Origin of the sequence: Paraburkholderia sp. NPDC080076 (genome assembly GCF_050281145.1) — a bacterium.
Classification (GTDB): Bacteria; Pseudomonadota; Gammaproteobacteria; order Burkholderiales; family Burkholderiaceae; genus Paraburkholderia.
Genome location: NZ_JBNNWQ010000007.1, coordinates 98,253 through 113,748 on the forward strand (window position 1 = coordinate 98,253; position 15,496 = coordinate 113,748).

12 protein-coding genes and 3 pseudogenes are annotated in these 15,496 nt (G+C 59.9%); 7 read left to right on the plus strand and 8 right to left on the minus strand.

All coding sequences use genetic code 11. From position 1 onward, the window contains the following. Positions 1-4: 4 nt before the first annotated feature. The 3 genes and pseudogenes from ACQKRQ_RS26285 to ACQKRQ_RS26295 form a co-directional block, all read right to left on the minus strand. Positions 5-1,219, minus strand: coding sequence for an alkene reductase (locus ACQKRQ_RS26285; RefSeq protein ID WP_427480434.1), 1,215 nt, complete (start codon positions 1,217-1,219; stop codon positions 5-7). A 217-nt stretch (positions 1,220-1,436) separates the two neighbouring features. Next, positions 1,437-1,676, minus strand: a pseudogene (locus ACQKRQ_RS26290) (Lrp/AsnC ligand binding domain-containing protein); the annotation flags it as partial. A 313-nt stretch (positions 1,677-1,989) separates the two neighbouring features. Beyond that, a complete protein-coding gene (locus ACQKRQ_RS26295) occupies positions 1,990-2,151 on the minus strand; it encodes a hypothetical protein (RefSeq protein ID WP_165923969.1) in 162 nt (53 codons plus the stop codon). A 55-nt stretch (positions 2,152-2,206) separates the two neighbouring features. Between ACQKRQ_RS26295 and ACQKRQ_RS26300 the strand changes: the two genes are divergently transcribed. After that, positions 2,207-2,509: a hypothetical protein gene (locus ACQKRQ_RS26300; RefSeq protein WP_427480435.1), complete on the plus strand. Its 303-nt coding sequence runs from the start codon at positions 2,207-2,209 to the stop codon at positions 2,507-2,509. A 640-nt stretch (positions 2,510-3,149) separates the two neighbouring features. Here the strand turns inward: ACQKRQ_RS26300 and ACQKRQ_RS26305 are convergent. Beyond that, positions 3,150-3,680 carry a DUF1269 domain-containing protein gene (locus tag ACQKRQ_RS26305; RefSeq protein WP_427480437.1) on the minus strand — a complete coding sequence of 177 codons (531 nt, stop codon included), beginning with the start codon at positions 3,678-3,680 and terminating at the stop codon, positions 3,150-3,152. Positions 3,681-4,105: 425 nt separating this feature from the next. Here ACQKRQ_RS26305 and ACQKRQ_RS26310 point away from each other — a divergent pair, with 425 nt between their 5' ends. Beyond that, positions 4,106-4,723 (plus strand): BON domain-containing protein, encoded by a 618-nt coding sequence (locus ACQKRQ_RS26310; protein WP_427480439.1) that lies wholly within the window; start codon positions 4,106-4,108, stop codon positions 4,721-4,723. Positions 4,724-4,988: 265 nt separating this feature from the next. On the opposite strand, the gene ACQKRQ_RS26315 is transcribed toward ACQKRQ_RS26310, so the two are convergent. Continuing rightward, the gene (locus ACQKRQ_RS26315; protein ID WP_427480441.1) at positions 4,989-5,765 is read right to left on the minus strand and encodes a helix-turn-helix domain-containing protein; all 777 of its coding nucleotides are present in this window, start codon (positions 5,763-5,765) and stop codon (positions 4,989-4,991) included. 351 nt (positions 5,766-6,116) lie between these two features. Here ACQKRQ_RS26315 and ACQKRQ_RS26320 point away from each other — a divergent pair. Continuing rightward, positions 6,117-6,633: pseudogene (locus tag ACQKRQ_RS26320) on the plus strand (maleylacetate reductase); the annotation flags it as partial. On the opposite strand, the gene ACQKRQ_RS26325 reads toward ACQKRQ_RS26320, so the two are convergent. Continuing rightward, positions 6,624-7,352 carry a substrate-binding domain-containing protein gene (locus ACQKRQ_RS26325; protein WP_427480443.1) on the minus strand — a complete coding sequence of 243 codons (729 nt, stop codon included), beginning with the start codon at positions 7,350-7,352 and terminating at the stop codon, positions 6,624-6,626. The pseudogene ACQKRQ_RS26320 and the gene ACQKRQ_RS26325 overlap by 10 nt on opposite strands. 441 nt (positions 7,353-7,793) lie before the next feature. Here ACQKRQ_RS26325 and ACQKRQ_RS26330 point away from each other — a divergent pair, with 441 nt between their 5' ends. Next, positions 7,794-8,585: an IclR family transcriptional regulator gene (locus tag ACQKRQ_RS26330; protein ID WP_132380532.1), complete on the plus strand. Its 792-nt coding sequence runs from the start codon at positions 7,794-7,796 to the stop codon at positions 8,583-8,585. 18 nt (positions 8,586-8,603) lie between these two features. On the opposite strand, the gene ACQKRQ_RS26335 is transcribed toward ACQKRQ_RS26330, so the two are convergent. Further along, positions 8,604-9,938, minus strand: a complete 1,335-nt coding sequence (locus tag ACQKRQ_RS26335; protein ID WP_427480897.1) for an MFS transporter — start codon at positions 9,936-9,938, stop codon at positions 8,604-8,606. A 248-nt stretch (positions 9,939-10,186) separates the two neighbouring features. Between ACQKRQ_RS26335 and ACQKRQ_RS26340 the strand changes: the two genes are divergently transcribed. The 3 genes from ACQKRQ_RS26340 to ACQKRQ_RS26350 all read left to right on the plus strand — a co-directional run bounded on the left by ACQKRQ_RS26340 (position 10,187) and on the right by ACQKRQ_RS26350 (position 14,848). Further along, positions 10,187-10,969 carry an enoyl-CoA hydratase/isomerase family protein gene (locus ACQKRQ_RS26340; RefSeq protein ID WP_427480899.1) on the plus strand — a complete coding sequence of 261 codons (783 nt, stop codon included), beginning with the start codon at positions 10,187-10,189 and terminating at the stop codon, positions 10,967-10,969. 17 nt (positions 10,970-10,986) lie between these two features. Further along, complete coding sequence (locus ACQKRQ_RS26345; RefSeq protein ID WP_427480446.1) at positions 10,987-13,098, plus strand: acetate--CoA ligase family protein; 2,112 nt, start codon at positions 10,987-10,989, stop codon at positions 13,096-13,098. Between the two features lie 421 nt (positions 13,099-13,519). After that, entirely contained in the window at positions 13,520-14,848 is a 1,329-nt protein-coding gene (locus ACQKRQ_RS26350) for an NAD(P)/FAD-dependent oxidoreductase (RefSeq protein ID WP_427480448.1), read from the plus strand. Positions 14,849-14,992: 144 nt separating this feature from the next. On the opposite strand, the pseudogene ACQKRQ_RS26355 reads toward ACQKRQ_RS26350, so the two are convergent. After that, positions 14,993-15,384 (minus strand): annotated as a pseudogene (locus ACQKRQ_RS26355) (LysR family transcriptional regulator); the annotation flags it as partial. Between the last annotated feature and the right edge of the window lie 112 nt (positions 15,385-15,496).

Below are 15,496 nucleotides of genomic sequence, written 5' to 3' on the forward strand. Positions count from 1 at the left end.
CAGTCTATCTCCAACGCCCATCGATGACGGACCGTGGGGCCTCCCCGCGCTCCTGCGCGAGCGACGGATAGTCGGTATACCCGCGCTCGCCGCCTCCGTAGAACGTGGACGGATCCGGCGAATTGAGCCGAGCGTGCGACCGGAAGCGTTCCGGCAGGTCGGGATTGGCGATGAACAATCGTCCGAACGCGATCAGGTCCGCGTTGCCGTTCTCAAGCCATCTTTCCGCACTGCTGGCGTCGAACCCGCCCGCGACCATCAGCACACCACGATAAGTGCGGCGAATCATCTCGTTCATGCGTTTCGCGCGTTCCGTGAAAGCGACATCCTCACCGGTGGCCGCCAGCGCGGGATTGACGATGTGCAAATAAGCCAGCCCGTATCGGTTGAGCTTCTCGATGACGTAAGAGAAGGTCGCCACGGGATCGTCGTCATGCATGTCGTTGAAGGTGCCGAGAGGAGAAAGCCGTACGCCGACCTTTTCCGGCCCCCGCACTTCGCAAACCGTTTCGATCACCTCGAACAGCAGCTTGGCCCGACGTTCGCTCGATCCACCGTATTCGTCCGTGCGGCGGTTCGTGCCGGACAACAGAAACTGGTCGAGCAGATACCCGTTCGCTCCGTGCACTTCGACGCCGTCAATACCGGCAGCCTTTGCATTGCGCGCACCCCTGAAGTATTGGCGCACGAGATACGGCATCTCTTCGACCTGCAGCGCGCGAGGCGTGACGCAGGGCGCGACGACACCTTCGCCACGCTCGTTCTCGATGAACGCCTCCGCTTTCGGCTGGACCGCAGAGGGCGCAACGGGCAGCATTTCATCGGGCTGCAACGAGGGGTGCGATATGCGTCCGACGTGCCAGAGCTGCATGAACATCAACCCGCCCGCCTCGTGCACGGCGTCCGCCACGTGCCGCCAGCCTTCGACCTGCTCGCGACTATGGATCCCAGGCGTCCATGCATAGCCCTGTCCTTGCATCGACACCTGCGTCGCCTCGCTGATGATGAGCGCGGCCGCTGCGCGCTGCGCGTAATAGCAGGCGTTGAGCTGCGACGGTATGTTGCCTGGTCGGCTCGCGCGCGAACGCGTCAGCGGCGCCATCACGACCCGATGACGCAGGTCGTGCGGCCCCACCCTTATGGGTTCGAAGAGCTTGCGCAGTTGGACTTGTTCGTCGTGCTGCCCGGCTTCCCTGGGCGCGATTTCCGTATCAGACATAAATTCGCTCCTTGCGTTTTGGACTCGGCCCGAAAAGCGCTGCCATAGACGCTTCGAAGCGTCGGCGTCAACCACATCGCAGGGTCCCGCTCTCCGCCGAGTCTAGCCATGGCCGGCGTGCGCTTCTTTCCAACTCCTGCTCAGATGTGTCGCGATCCTGCTGTCGCCCGCTCGATCGCTCCACCGGGGATCGGATGCGGCCCTGCGGTGCTCCCAGTTACACTGCCGCTTTCGAAAGATTCACGACCGGGGCGTTCGCCTCGAACTTCACCCGATGCGTCGAAAAGAGCATCCGCACATTACAGACGTTCGACGAACTCTCAAGAAGCCGACTCGAAAATTCATTGCAGGCCGCCATGTCAGGCAGATCTGCAATAACGGCAAAGTCGGGGCCAGGCGACATACGATAGCACTGGGTCACCGACGGTTCGGCACAGATATAGACCTCGAACGTGTTGGCGACAGCATGTACACAAGGAAAGCGTACGCAACACCGGAGGTCCCTCGGCGAGCTGCAGGCGGTGTTGCACGCGAAAACGAGGGCAGGGGCCGGTACCGCTTTTACGCTCTGTGAAAAGGAAAAAAGAGCTTTACCATCTACAGCAAGCTGCATAACGCGCGGCTGACGGCGACACGTGTCGCACCCACATCTACCGTAAGACCTTCCAACTTTTCGGGGCGCCTCGAACAAAATCTACACATAGGAAACGCTGTTTGCTGCGCGTCGACAAACTCGCTCTGTTGCTTTCCAGTACCGACTACGATTGAGTTTAGTTCTTCGCGCGTTGCTCGGGCTCCGGATGAACGGCAATTGGATCGCTCGCAGGAAAGGTTTCTTTGAGCGCTTCGTCGAGTTGCTCGTCCAGGGTCATCGGCGCTTCCTGTGCCTCGACATTCGACTTCCGGATGTCGACGCGACTTTCCTTTGTCATGTTGCGCTCCATAAGGGAACCAGCGGAATTTCGCTATTGCAGCGGCGGTGCGTGCATGCAATCACGGTTATTGGAGGCGGAGATCGCCACCTTCGGCAGATCGAAAATCGTGGCATCGACGACATCCAAATCGACGTCACCGATCTGCCGGGTGGCGCGAGAGATCGCCGCGTGCGTGAAGCAGGAGATGCTCTACCCGGGCACCGCGCCTAACGAGCTGCTCGCGAAGAGCGGCTCTGAGTTGGACAAGCCTGAAAGGCTCGCGTTTCTGACGTCGCACGATCTGGAATACAGATACTCCTCCAGGTTTCTCGATTTGGCGGCGCTTTTTGTGCTCGCCGTGGAACCCGAACGCTAACGGCGGCATTACCTAAAGGTAACATGTCGTTTATTTCACACACATTCTGTACTTCCGGCGCGCTTCCGTATTACAAGCGACCTGAACCTTAGACGCAGCACAGATGGCTAGGTCGAGTATCTTGCGTTCGGCGCATAGCGATGTGGGCAATTCATATAGACGAGCCCTGACAGGACGACCGCTGCGAGCGCCGCTATGGTGTTGCTTCCTGCTTGCATACCGTCCTCCACCGGACGCGCCGTACGGGATTCGAACCGGTGACCAACGGACTAGAAGTCCGTTGCTCTACCTTCGGAGCTCACGACCCGAAAAACACCTTGCCCGCCGCGTGTCCCACGTGAACATGTGTTCTCAACGACCTTGTTGCCGCGGGAAGCACATCCGGTGACGAAGCGTCCGCTACAGAACGGTCGGTCGACGCTCAGTTTGCGCAACTGCTGAATTTCAATTCTCCGGCCTTCAGATGCGGTCATATCAGTCTTCGGAAGTTTAAGCGAGAGCACTTTCCAATGTCGAACTGCGCGTCGATTTGATCGACGTCTACACCGTATGGTCCGCATAATTGTCGGGGTGTCGATCCGACCCAAATGCGAACTTCAACAGAATTCAAGATCACACCCCTGATGCAACGCAGGGGTGATCATGCTGTCGTGCCGCTGCTGTTCAGGCTCTCTAGCGCCTTTCTCAGGCGTTCCTCCTGGTCGTTCGTCAGAGACGTCTTCAATAGCTTTCCGCCGAAAGGTTTCAGTTCCGGCAGGACCTTGTCGAAGTTCACGCGACGCACGAGGATGAAGAGCGCGGACGAACCGGGCTCAATGTTCTGGCCCGTCGAACGCATGAAATCGTCATCGATCCCATAGTCCGAGAGCGCCCCCGACAACGCGCCGGTGCCAGCACCGATGGCCATGCCCGTTGCCAGTCCGACGAGCGGATTGAGCAACATCAGCCCAACCAGCGCACCAAACAGACCACCCCAGGCCGCGCCGCTGAGCGCGCCGATCTTGACTAGATCGACGGCTTGCTTGAGGTGTACCTTGCCCTTCGCGCTACGGACCACGATGCAGGCATCCTCAAGGTCGATCAGGTGCTCCTTTTGCATCTGCTGGAGTTTGGTCAATACCTGGTCGGCCGTCTCTTCGCCTTTGAAGCTTACAACGACTAGATCGCTCATCGATTTGCTCCATTTCTCTGGGAAATAAAACGAGACCCTTCCGCGGCAAGACGGTTGAATCCATGCTCAGATCAGCTCGCAAACCGGCGGACCGCGCCGCGAAGCAGCGGTGGTGCCAGCCAGCCTTGCATGTCCCGTCCGGCGTGTACCTTCGGACGTTGACGTGGCCGTTGACCCGATGATGATGACATCAAGACTAGGCTGTTGCCGGTTGCACTTCTTCCTCATTCCTGCAAAGACGTGTCGGATCTCTGCGTTCCAGCGGCGCGGCTTCCAGATGTGAACGTACGGCAGCATTCCGCAAAAAACTGCGCAGGCGAAGGGAAGAAAATCTGCCCCGCACGCCCTACCGCGGACGGATGCGTGCGGTGCAGGGCGTAGCCCGCGCGCGCGTTAGTCCATTAACAAACCGACTAGGAGCAGAGATGAGAACCGACGAAGACATCAAACGGGATGTGGAGTACGAACTGAAGTGGGATCCGGACATCGATCCTTCAGATATCGGGGTTGCGGTCAAGGACGGCGCGGTCACATTGTCTGGTTTCGCACGCAGCTTCCGGCAAAGGCAAAAGGCCGAGGAGGACGCGACGCGTGTGCGCGGCGTGAAGGGGGGCGCAAACGATATGGAGGTGCGGTTGCCTCTGATCGACAAGCGGCCTGATCCGGAGATCGTGCGCGAGATCATTGCCCAACTGAAGGCCGAAGTGCCTTATGCGGCGGACACCATCAAGGTGATCGTCAGGGACGGACAGGTGACGCTGAAGGGCGAAGTCGAATGGGACTACCAGCGCCGCCGCGCGGCCGACACGGCGCTGCGGGTGAGCGGCGTAACCGGCCTGACGAACGAGATCGAGATCAAGCCGAAGGTCAAGCCCGACGACCTCAAGCGCAAGATCGACGACGCGTTCAAGCGCAACGCGGAAGTCGACGCACAGCACATCACGGTCGAGGCCGAAGGCAATAAGGTCGTCCTGCGCGGCACGGTCCGCTCGTGGGCCGAGCGCGAGGAGGCCGAGCGGGTCGCATGGCTCGCCCCGGTGTGATGCGGGTCGATAACCGGATCACCATCGAATACTGACGGGGGTGCGGGCGATGCTCGCTTGCGTACCGACGTGGTCGAGGGGCGGGAAAGGACACAGCAACAAAACCGGAAGCACCCTCGCGACATGAATGCCAGGTTAGCGGACGCAGATATGTTCATGCTGGTGACCCAAGGCAGCATCTGGTTCGAGAAACTCTTGTCGCTCTGGTTTAATCGCCGGCGGGGGAGTCGGGGTCGTCGTTTTGCTCGCAACTTCGCCAAATGAATCAACTACCGACGTTACGGTGAGCAAGCCGGTATGCGCGCGGCGTCACACCGGTGTATCGATGAAACACTTCGGTGAAATGCTGCTGAGTCTGAAACCCCGCGCGCGCGCCAACGTCAACCAAGGGAATGGTCTCCTCGCACAACATCGTCCTCGCAAATTTCACTCGTTCGAGTGTCACGTACTGATGGGGCGGCCTGCCTGTTACCCTTTTGAAAGCACGCGCAAAGTTTGATGCACCCATGTGCACCAGCAATGCGAGTTGCTCGACCAAAATTGGTTCGGCCATGTGCTCATGAACGAAGGCTTGAATGCGAATCAGCATTTGATGCGTAAGAGGCATATCCTGCTGCGCCGCACCAGCACAGTGCCCGTGGCGCAGCGCGATGTGCACCGAGATGACATCGGCAAAAGCGTCGGCGCAGACAGGGTCGATGATCTCCGCATGATGCAGAGCGCCCAATGTGTCCGCGGCCTCTCGCAGGAACGGATCCCAAGACCTGGACCATTTCGGGACCGCATCAAACGCTTCCTGCGAGACTTGCCCAAGTACGCACGGTTTAAGTACGATAACCCATCCCTTGGGATCGTTGTCAGCGATCGTGGCCAACTGCGCGCCCGCCGGAATGACTGCGACAAATGGATCACTTATCAGGATGGCGTGGTTCACTCCGAGGTCGTCGCAGCCCGCAGCCTGCACAACAGTGGTACCTGTCGGCATAACAAGCCGAAGACCTTGCACTGAATTCAGCCCGCCATTGGTGAAAGCGACGTTCATGGGTTGGCAGCGTAACCCGCGATCCGGGGTCGACCCTATTACTTGCTTCATGATAGGCAGAAGTCTCCTCCTTGACTCGTTACACATCTAAGGTTAGGTCGAATTCAAGGCCGCTTAAGGCAGATTCGTAATATGGGCGCAAGCAACCCGACTTCGTTGATGGAGATGCTGCTGAGCTATATTGCTGGGCACCTCGGAACGACGCTCGACACGCTATTAGCCGGGATTCAAAGCAACCCATCGTTCCTGAAGGCTTTCTGAGCTAACGCTTACGCCGGTTATTACCGAGCGTTCGAAAGCGGTCAGGTTCGCGAAGCGGCATGACATGCGCGCCGCACGCGCGTCCGCGATCTGGGAACATCGATCGGACTTGGCCTGGGTAAGGCGTCGCGCTCGAATGGAGCCTGCAGATCATCGCGATCCCGACCAGGTTTGCAGGCTCAAAGATGACACCGATCTATGGCCTGACCGAGGACGGCCGGAAAGGTATGGGACGCGACCTGCGTGTGTTGCCGAAGACGCTTATCCACGACCCGGGCTGTCACGTGAATTGCCGCCCGGCTTGTCGTTCATGAGCGGCCTCAATGCCATTGCGCATGCGGCGGAGGGGTTGTACGCCCATGACGGCAATCCAGTCATGCCGCTGATGGCCGAAGACGGAATACGTGCGTCGGCGGCCAGACTGCGCGGCATCGAGAACGAGTTCGAAGCCTGTTAGCGACCAGCGATTGCTTTTGGGGTGCAAGGCTATGCGGCTGTGTGCTGGGGCACGTGGGAATGGCGCTGCATCGCAAGCTTTGTCATGCTTCTGGCGAAAGCGTCAACCTGCCGCACGTTAACGCACGCGATGATGTTGCCTTACGCACTGACATCTGCTGTCGGCGTTCTCAGATAAGAAATGAGGGCTGCGGCGTCTTCGCGCTCCTGCGCGTTTGTTGATAAGGCAGCGGAAATGACGCTCACCTTCTGGACTTCTTGCGGGAGCGAGCCAACGTACTGGATCCCCTGAATGGCGCGAAGTTCACTGATCTGTTGCAATCCAAATTCGGCGTCGCCGCGCTCAATGGCCGTTCCGACCAGTTCCTTGCCTTTGATCTGAACACTCCTGGCTTTCATTTGATCTGCGATGCCGAGCTTGGGGAACAATGTCTCAGTAATATAAATGCCGCTAGCTCCTTCCGAGAAAGCTACTGATTTCGCTGCGAGCAATGCATTACGTAGTGTTTCCACAGTACTGACATCCGGCTTCGGCATGCCAACCTGGACCGCGACGCTAATTCGGGACGCAACGAGATCTGTGCGAGTGTCCGGGAGAAACTTATCCTGTCTGATCTGTTCGTCTAGCGCAGAGCGGATCATGAAGCAGACGTCCATCTTTTCGCCATTCTTGATGCGCGTGGGCAACGCGTCAGCGGACGCACCGTATGAAGGCCCCCACGATATGACGAGGTGATTCCCGGTCTGCCGTTCATCCCCTGGTCCGAGCTCCCTAAAAGCTGCTGACAGCGCTCCGGTTGCCAGGACATGAACGTCAGCGGCATGAACCGCAGTTGACAATAGTGACGCGGTCCAGAGTGCGGCAGACACGGTCGCGCGTCGGCGCTTTGCATTGTTGATGACTATCGGATTGTCCTTTTTAGTGAAGCGACGGTTTGTTCAGGTGTCGAATCTCGCCGCATGTACTGACATGCGGTGGCTACAGGGAAGATTTGGCCGGCAGGAAGCGCAAAATTGCGCATGCTCCAGCAATTGGCGCGACCGGTTTGGAACCCGGCCGGACCGAAGATGCGCAAAACCATCCAGCTCCTGGAAGGGAAGCACGCAACTGCACAGAGAGTCTGCGAATATCCACACGAAATCCAGGAGGGGTACCATCTGCTGCGTCGATAAAACGTCGCCCCCTACAGGTTGCCGTTCCGGACGCCAATCGCGAGATGATCCGCGGACCAAGGCCGCGGCGCTACGATGCGGTCTGATTCGGCATCGATAATCGACCTTTCCACGTTAAGCACGGCAAACCCACTGTCTATGGCGAACCGCACAAATCAACAACCGGAATCGAACGCTACGCCATCGAATCGATCGCTCGAACGCGGGCTCGAACTGCTGCGCGCGTTCGGCCCCGGTGCGACACTTCTCGGCAACGGAGAACTCGCGGAGCGCACCGGCTTGCCGAAAGCAACGGTGAGCCGCCTTACGCGAACGCTCGTCGAGGCGGGTTATCTCGAGCACGATGCGGCACGCAGGGCGTACAGACTGGGCCTGCCCGTGCTCAGTCTGGCGCAGGCATTGCGCAGCGGATCCACAGTACTCAATGCTGCAGGACCGCTAATCCGCGATATTGCCCAGGCAAAGCACATCAATGTCGGAATCGCTGGCGCCGACCGGGAAGAGATGGTCTACCTTGAGTCCATTCGTTATAACCAGCGAGCCTCATTACGCACGATCGTCTCGGGACAACGCGTGCCGATGGAACTGACGTCGCTCGGGCGCGCGTATCTCGCAGCACTGCCGCTGGCGGAATTCACCGCCCTGATGGACGCGTTCAAGCGGCGCAAACGGAGCGGCTGGGAGCGTCTTGCGCTGGAAATCACTGAAGCTGTAGACGATGTGCGCCGAAGCGGCTTCTGCGTTGCAAGCTGGCAGCCGGAAGTGATTGCACTCGCGACGCCCCTCGCCATTCCCGGACATCGTTTGCTGGTCCTGAACTTTAGCGTCCGCACGGCGGCGTCAAACGACAGTGTTGTAAGCGAGCTCGCGGCGCCCCTGCTGCGTCTGCGCGACGAGATTACAGCCGCATGCGCGCGCCTGGAAGGCTGAAGACTGCAAGCCTCTCTTTCATTCCCGGCGTTCACTGATCGCGCGCGCTGGAATACCCAGCACCACTGCAAGGCCGCCGAGAATGGAGACGAACGCAACCGCATAGAGCCCCACGGCGCTGCTGCCGAAGTGCGTCGATGCATAGCCGATGACCGAAGGTGCCGAAATCCCGCCAAACTGGCCGAGGCTGCTAATGAGGCCGATGCCGCTTGCTGCGGCGGTGCTCGAAAGGTACGCGGGTGGGATCGTCCAGAACAGCGACAGCATGCCCAGATAACCAGCCGTCGCGATGCAAAGCAGTGCTACCAGAATGCCTGCGTGATTCGCCGCCGCCGGCAGAAGCGCGACGCCCAGGGCGGCCATCGATGCGCTTGCCATGAAATGCCACCGCCTCTCCAGCATACGATCCGAGTTCCGGCCGAGCAGATACATCGCGACTGCGCCGACCACATACGGAATCGCGGAAAGAAGCCCAATGTGCCAGTAGTTCGATACGCCGCTTTTCTGGATCACGCTCGGTGCCCAGATGTGCACGACGATGCTCGCCCACGGCACGCTGAAATAGGCGAACGTCAGGAAATAGAACTTGGGCTCCTTCAATGCGGCCCAGATCGAACCATGAGCGCGTGCGGCCTTCGTTTGCGCGTCCCGGTTAAGCTCCGCCAGCAGGAGGGCCTTCTCGTCGTCCGAGAGCCAGGTCGCCTGCTCAGGGCGGTCCGTTAGATAAACATAGGCAAAGACACCGGCGATCACTGACGGAAATCCTTCGAGAAGGAACAGCCATTGCCAGCCGTTGTAGCCAAGTAAGCCCGACATGCTATTGAGAATCCATCCCGACACGGGCCCACTGATAATGCCGGATACGCAGATCGCCGTCATGAAGATTGACGTGACTCGGGCACGCCGCGCGGCCGGAAACCAGTAGGTGAAATAGAGAATCACGCCCGGGAAGAATCCTGCTTCCGCTGCGCCCAGCAATACGCGTGCGATGTAGAACTGCGTCGGCGTCTGCACGAATGCGGTGCCCGCCGAAACGATGCCCCATAGCGCCATGATCCGCATGAGCGTTTTTCTCACGCCGACTCGCGCGAGCCACAGGTTGCTCGGCACCTCGAACAGCATGTAACCCACGTAGAAGAGTCCCACGCCCAGACCGAATGCGGCGTCGGAAAGACCAATGTCACGCGAGAACTGCAGGTGCGCAAAGCCGATATTGGCGCGATCCAGATACGCGAAGACGTAACAAATAAAGAGGAACGGCAGCAGCCGCCAGGTGACTTTCCGGTAGACGGCCTCTGTTTGCGGTTGCGCAACGGCGCTGACGTCGATTGGATTGGAACGGGCTGCGTGCATCATGTCTCCAGGCTTTTTTTGGGCCGCAGGATCGTCGTCGCAAGTGTCCTGCGTTGGAATCCATTATCGGCACGGAACGCTCGATGACAATCCGCCAATTCCACCCAGTGGAATTTCTCGGGCCCCTGATGAAACGCGCTCCGTTCCACAGAGTGGAATTAACGGGGTGTCATGGGTGGCAGGCGGGGCTAAGCTGCATTGGCAGATTGACCTTGTCAGTCGACTCCAATTCAACCATCGAGACACGCATGAGCACATCCACCATTCAAGTCACTATCGACGCGCAGGTCGCCATGATCGCGCTGAATCGTCCTGAAAAACGTAACGCCATCACCAACGAAATGCGTGCCGAACTGATCGGGGCGCTGGACACCGTTTCGCGCGATCGGGGGGTGCGCGCCATGGTGTTGACTGGCAACGGCAAGGGGTTCTGCGCTGGCGGCGACGTCAGCGGTATGGCGCAGCGCATTGAAGCACCCGCCGGCGAGATTGCGTTCAATGGCTGGTCCCGCCAGCAACTCGTGCATCACACGGTCAATCTGCTCTACTCGATGCCCAAGCCGACCATCGCTGCCGTCAACGGCGCAGCGGCGGGTCTCGGTGCCGATATGGCGCTCTCCTGCGACTTTATCCTCGCGTCACAGGAAGCGAGCTTCACGTGGAGCTACATCAAACGCGGGCTGATCCCCGACGGCGGCGGGATGTACTTTTTGCCGCGACGGGTCGGCCTCGCGCGGGCGAAGGAGCTGATCTTCAGCGGGCGCAAGGTGGATGCAAAGGAAGCGCTGGAAATCGGCATCGCGGATCGCCTGAGCGAGCCGGATTTGCTCATCGCCGACGCCCACGCGTGGGCTGCCGAATTGAGCCAGGGTTCGGCCACTGCGCTCGCGCTGGGCAAAAGCATTCTCAACCAGAGCTACGAACTGTCCGCGCATCAAGTGTTTGCACAAGGCAGCCAGGCACAGGCCGTCTGCTACACAAGCCGTGAACATCGTGACTCGGTGCTCGCATTCCTGAACAAAACCAAGTGAGCACGAAGGAGATCGGCATGAACGTAATTTCAAAATTGATGCGCCCGGCGAGCGTAGCGGTAATCGGAGCTTCGGCGGACGCAGCCAAGACTTCAGGCCGCCCAGTGGCTTACCTCCGGAAGCACGGCTTCGTCGGCGACATCTACCCTGTCAACCCGCGTTACGACTCGATCGATGGCCTGCCCTGCTATCCCGATGTAGCGTCGTTGCCGCATGCGCCCGATGTCGGTATCGTGCTGCTCGGGGCCGAGCGCGCCCACGTTGCGGTGCGGGATCTGGCGAGCCGCAGGACGAGCGCTGCAATCGTGCTGGCGAGTGGCTATGCAGAGACCGGCGAGGAAGGCGCCAGACGTCAGGCGCAATTGATAGAGGCCGCAGGGTCCATGCGCCTGCTCGGCCCGAATACGATCGGGCTCGTCAACCTGACTGACCGCATCACGCTGTCGGCAAGCGGAGCGCTGGAGACTGACACTTTCACGGTCGGTGGCATCGGCGTGGTATCACAAAGCGGGGGGATTCTTGGCTCGCTGTTGTCGCGGGCGGCAGCACGCGGTATTGGCCTGTCAAAGCTGGTGTCGACGAGCAATGAAGCAGATCTCGACATGGCAGACTTCGTCGACTATCTGGTTGACGATGATTCGACTTCCGTTATCGCGCTCTACATGGAAGGGCTACGTCATCCGGACCGGTTTCGCCGCGCCGCGCTAAGGGCGGCCGCCGCGGGCAAGCCGGTCGTCGTGTTCAAGATCGGGCGCTCGGAATCAGGCGCGCGATCGGCGGTCTCGCATACGGGCGCGCTGGCCGGCTCGGACCGCATGTATGACGCGCTCTTCAGCCAGGTCGGCGTCATTCGTGCCCAGACGTTTTCCGATTTGCTCGACATTCCTCATGCGCTCGCTACTCGTCGCAAGCTCTCCGGGCGACGGGTGGCGATTCTGACCTCGACCGGCGGTGCCGGCACGCTCGTCACCGATAGCCTTGGCATGGCGAACTTTGAGTCACCACCTCCTGACGAGGCAACAGCTGCCAGGCTGCGCGCACTCCAGACCGGCGACCATGCAGTTCTCGACCGCAATCCGATTGACGTGACGCTTGCGGGTTTGCAGCCGGCTCTCCTGCGTGGTGCGATCGGCACGCTACTCGACAGTCCGACATACGACGCAGTCGTGGTTATCGTTGGATCGTCTGGTCTTGCGATGCCTGACCTGATGGCTGACGCGATCCGCGATTCGCTGCCAGGCAGTGACAAGCCCGTGATGGCGTTCGTGAGCCCGCACGCACCGGAGATCACGAAGTTGCTCAATGGGCAGGGAGTGCCGGCCTTCCCTTCGCCCGAAAGCGTGACGAGCGCGCTGGCTGCGATGTGGCAACACGGCGAGTTCATGCAACGCGCCGTGAGTTTGAACGAACAACTCGCTGAAGCCGAAGTCAACGTAAGCGATCTACCCGCCGGATCACTAGACGAGGCGCAGGCGAAAGAGCTTTTTGCCCGCTTTGGTGTGACAGCGGTGCGCGAGCGTGTCGTCACGAACGCGAATGAAGCCGAGAGCGCCGCTCGCGAGCTGGGTGACAAGGTCGTACTCAAACTGCTGTCGAACACGATCACCCACAAGAGCGATGTCGGCGGCGTAGCGGTTGGGGTCACTGCTGACTGCATCGGGGCTCGCCTGAACCGTATGCGGGACGACGTTGAAACCGCAACTGGCGTATCCGCGAATGCGTTTCTCGTTCAGGAAATGGTGGCCGGTGGAACGGAAATGATTCTCGGCCTTCATCGAGACCCGTTGGGCACAGCATTGCTGCTCGGCATGGGCGGCGTCACAGCGGAACTGTTCAAGGACACGACGATGCGACTCCTTTCCGCCGAAGCGCCGCTGTCGCGCGCAGACGCGTTCGCGATGATCCACGAACTGAAAACGTGGCCCCTGCTAGACGGGTATCGTGGACGGCCGCGCGCTGATATCGACGCCCTCGTGACCGCAATCGTCGCCTTTGCACGAATGGCGGTGCGGCTTGGCGGGCGTATTATCGAAGCGGAAATCAATCCGATCTTCGTGCTGCCTGCGGGCCAAGGCGTACGGGCGGCTGACGGCGTTGCCGTACTCGAATCGGAGGCTCACGATGGATGACGATGCTCTGGTCACACTCGACGAAACATCCCCGCTCGCCTATTTGCGCGTGCCGAGAGCGAGGTGGCAAATCCCACCCACATCGACCTCTCGATTGCAAGTTCCGTAGAGTCGATCGCCGTGATCGGGGTAGGTGCGCGCGCCTACCGGTAACCAGGAAGCAAGAGCGTGAGAATGTGGCTAAGCAGAAGCCTGGTCTCGGCAACTGTCTGCAAGATTGCAATTCGAGATTTGCCTCAGTGCTTGGTGGATCGTCGTTGTATCCCTTTCGGATACAACAGGATCGTCCTATCAGCAAAGCGGTGGAACATACCAAAATCCTAGCCACTATCTGCGGATGGCGAAATCGCGCTTCAGCTGCGCATTTCCGAAGGTCTTGACTGCAGTAACCTACCGAGAAGCGGCAACCAACGGCTATGAAATGCTAAGGATCGACGAAGTCACGAATAGCGAAGGTTTCGCCGAGCGATGCGATGTCGCGATAATAGGCGGCGGCATTGTTGGCGTCAGCACCGCGTATGAACTGGCGCGACGCGGCCTCCAGGTGGCTCTGCTCGAAAAGGGCGTCATCGGCTGCGAGCAGTCGGGGCGGAATTGGGGCTGGGTGCGTCAGCAGAACCGCGACCTCCATGAGTTGCCGCTCGCGATGCAGAGCCTCAAGCGCTGGAGCGAACTAAGCGAAGAACTGGGCGAGGACATCGGGTTTCGTAAGGCGGGCATCCTGTACGGCACGGAGCATGAATCTGACATCGCGCAATGGGAGTCGTGGCTTGCCCGCGCCCGGGAAGTCGGCTTTAACAGCGAGATCCTCAGTGCGCGCGAACTGGCAGCGCGCATTCCGTCCGGACGTGCGAAGTGGGCTGGAGGTCTGTGGTCGGCCACGGACGGCCGCGCCGAGCCGTCGAAAGCCGCGCCTGCGATTGCTCGCGGCGCGCAAGGTCTTGGCGCGATGGTGTATCAGAACTGCGCGGTACGAAGTCTCGACATGAGTGCGGGGCGTGTCTCTGGCGTCTGGACGGAGCGCGGCCGGCTTGCAGCCGACACCGTCGTTCTCGCGGGAGGCGCCTGGAGCGCGTTGTTCTGCCAGCATCACGGCATCGATCTGCCATCCATCAACGTGATGGGGACGGCGTTGCGAACCGCTGAGGCGCCGGGGGTTATCGAAGGCTGTTTCTCCGGGCCTAACTTCGCGCTGAGGCGACGGTTGGACGGCGGCTATACGATCGCGGTTCCCGGCCACGGACGTGTGGAGCTCGCGCCACAAAACCTGCGGCATTCGGTGAAGTTCCGCACCATGTTCCGCAGCAAGCTGAAGAAAAAACTGAAGATTCGCGTCGGTGCCAGCTTCTTCCACGGACCGGAGGCAAGCACGACCTGGCGCGACGATGACGTCTCGCCGTTCGAAGAAACGCGGGTGCTGGATCCCCGGCCTGATACCGAATGGCTCGAACGCGCGCTGCAAAACGTGGCCAGCGTGTTTCCCGAACTGTCGGGCTTGCGGATCGCTCACGCATGGGCGGGCGCGATCGACACAACGCCGGACCTCGTCCCCGTCATCTCGAAGGTTAATGCGAAACCCGGTCTCGTGATCGCATCCGGCTTCAGCGGACACGGCTTTGGACTAGGACCAGGCGCAGGCGTGCTCGTGAGCCGGCTAGTAATGGACGAGGAGCCGCAGTTCGACATTAGTCCCTACAGACTGGCCCGCTTTTCCGACGGAACGAAACTGAGCAGCCCCGAAATGATGTGAGTCGAGGCCGCGGGCAAGCTATCGCGGCAGCCCACTTCGGGAGATTGAACCTCCAGTGCGATTCGACCGTATTGACTAACGGCCGTTGCAATTCGAAAAGCGGCCGGAGATCTTGATCGACCTCGTATCACGCGTGGCGGGCCTTCACGCTTTTTTGCCTTTGCGTGAGACGGAGCGCTTGCTGGTACCCTTTGAGAAGCGATGACGATTGCCAAGGAGTTCGACCAGCCGTGTCTCGCATTCGGAAAACGAGTACCCGCGCCGCTGCGAGATCATGAACGTGAGGGCGCGCATGTGCCATGCGCGCCGTTGGAGTTCGACAAGTGTTCCGTTCGCGAGGTCTTCCGCAACCACATGATGCGGCATGTGCCCCCAGCATAAGCTGCCCCTTAGCAAATCGTGCTTCGCGCCGAGGTCATTCACCAGCCACTGGCGTTCACCGGCGACCCCGTGTTGTGTCTTTTCCGCATCGGGCTGATTGTCGTTACGACGAGCTGGATGTGCCGGGCAAATTCCTCCCTCGGGATCGGCCGGAAGTACGCGTTCGCACAAACTGCCGGAAAGCTGCCATCGAGAATTCGAACATCCTCTCGGCGACACCGTCATCGAACTGGTGCAATCGGCCATGAAGAGACTTACGTCAGTGTC

Excerpts from the sequence above, each read along its gene's own strand:
- ACQKRQ_RS26285 (WP_427480434.1), bottom strand. The coding sequence starts at position 1,219 with ATGTCTGATACGGAAATCGCGCCCAGGGAAGCCGGGCAGCACGACGAA.
- ACQKRQ_RS26295 (WP_165923969.1), bottom strand. The coding sequence starts at position 2,151 with ATGACAAAGGAAAGTCGCGTCGACATCCGGAAGTCGAATGTCGAGGCA.
- ACQKRQ_RS26300 (WP_427480435.1), top strand. The coding sequence starts at position 2,207 with ATGCAATCACGGTTATTGGAGGCGGAGATCGCCACCTTCGGCAGATCG.
- ACQKRQ_RS26305 (WP_427480437.1), bottom strand. The coding sequence starts at position 3,680 with ATGAGCGATCTAGTCGTTGTAAGCTTCAAAGGCGAAGAGACGGCCGAC.
- ACQKRQ_RS26310 (WP_427480439.1), top strand. The coding sequence starts at position 4,106 with ATGAGAACCGACGAAGACATCAAACGGGATGTGGAGTACGAACTGAAG.
- ACQKRQ_RS26315 (WP_427480441.1), bottom strand. The coding sequence starts at position 5,765 with ATGAACGTCGCTTTCACCAATGGCGGGCTGAATTCAGTGCAAGGTCTT.
- ACQKRQ_RS26330 (WP_132380532.1), top strand. The coding sequence starts at position 7,794 with ATGGCGAACCGCACAAATCAACAACCGGAATCGAACGCTACGCCATCG.
- ACQKRQ_RS26335 (WP_427480897.1), bottom strand. The coding sequence starts at position 9,938 with ATGCACGCAGCCCGTTCCAATCCAATCGACGTCAGCGCCGTTGCGCAA.
- ACQKRQ_RS26340 (WP_427480899.1), top strand. The coding sequence starts at position 10,187 with ATGAGCACATCCACCATTCAAGTCACTATCGACGCGCAGGTCGCCATG.
- ACQKRQ_RS26345 (WP_427480446.1), top strand. The coding sequence starts at position 10,987 with ATGAACGTAATTTCAAAATTGATGCGCCCGGCGAGCGTAGCGGTAATC.
- ACQKRQ_RS26350 (WP_427480448.1), top strand. The coding sequence starts at position 13,520 with ATGCTAAGGATCGACGAAGTCACGAATAGCGAAGGTTTCGCCGAGCGA.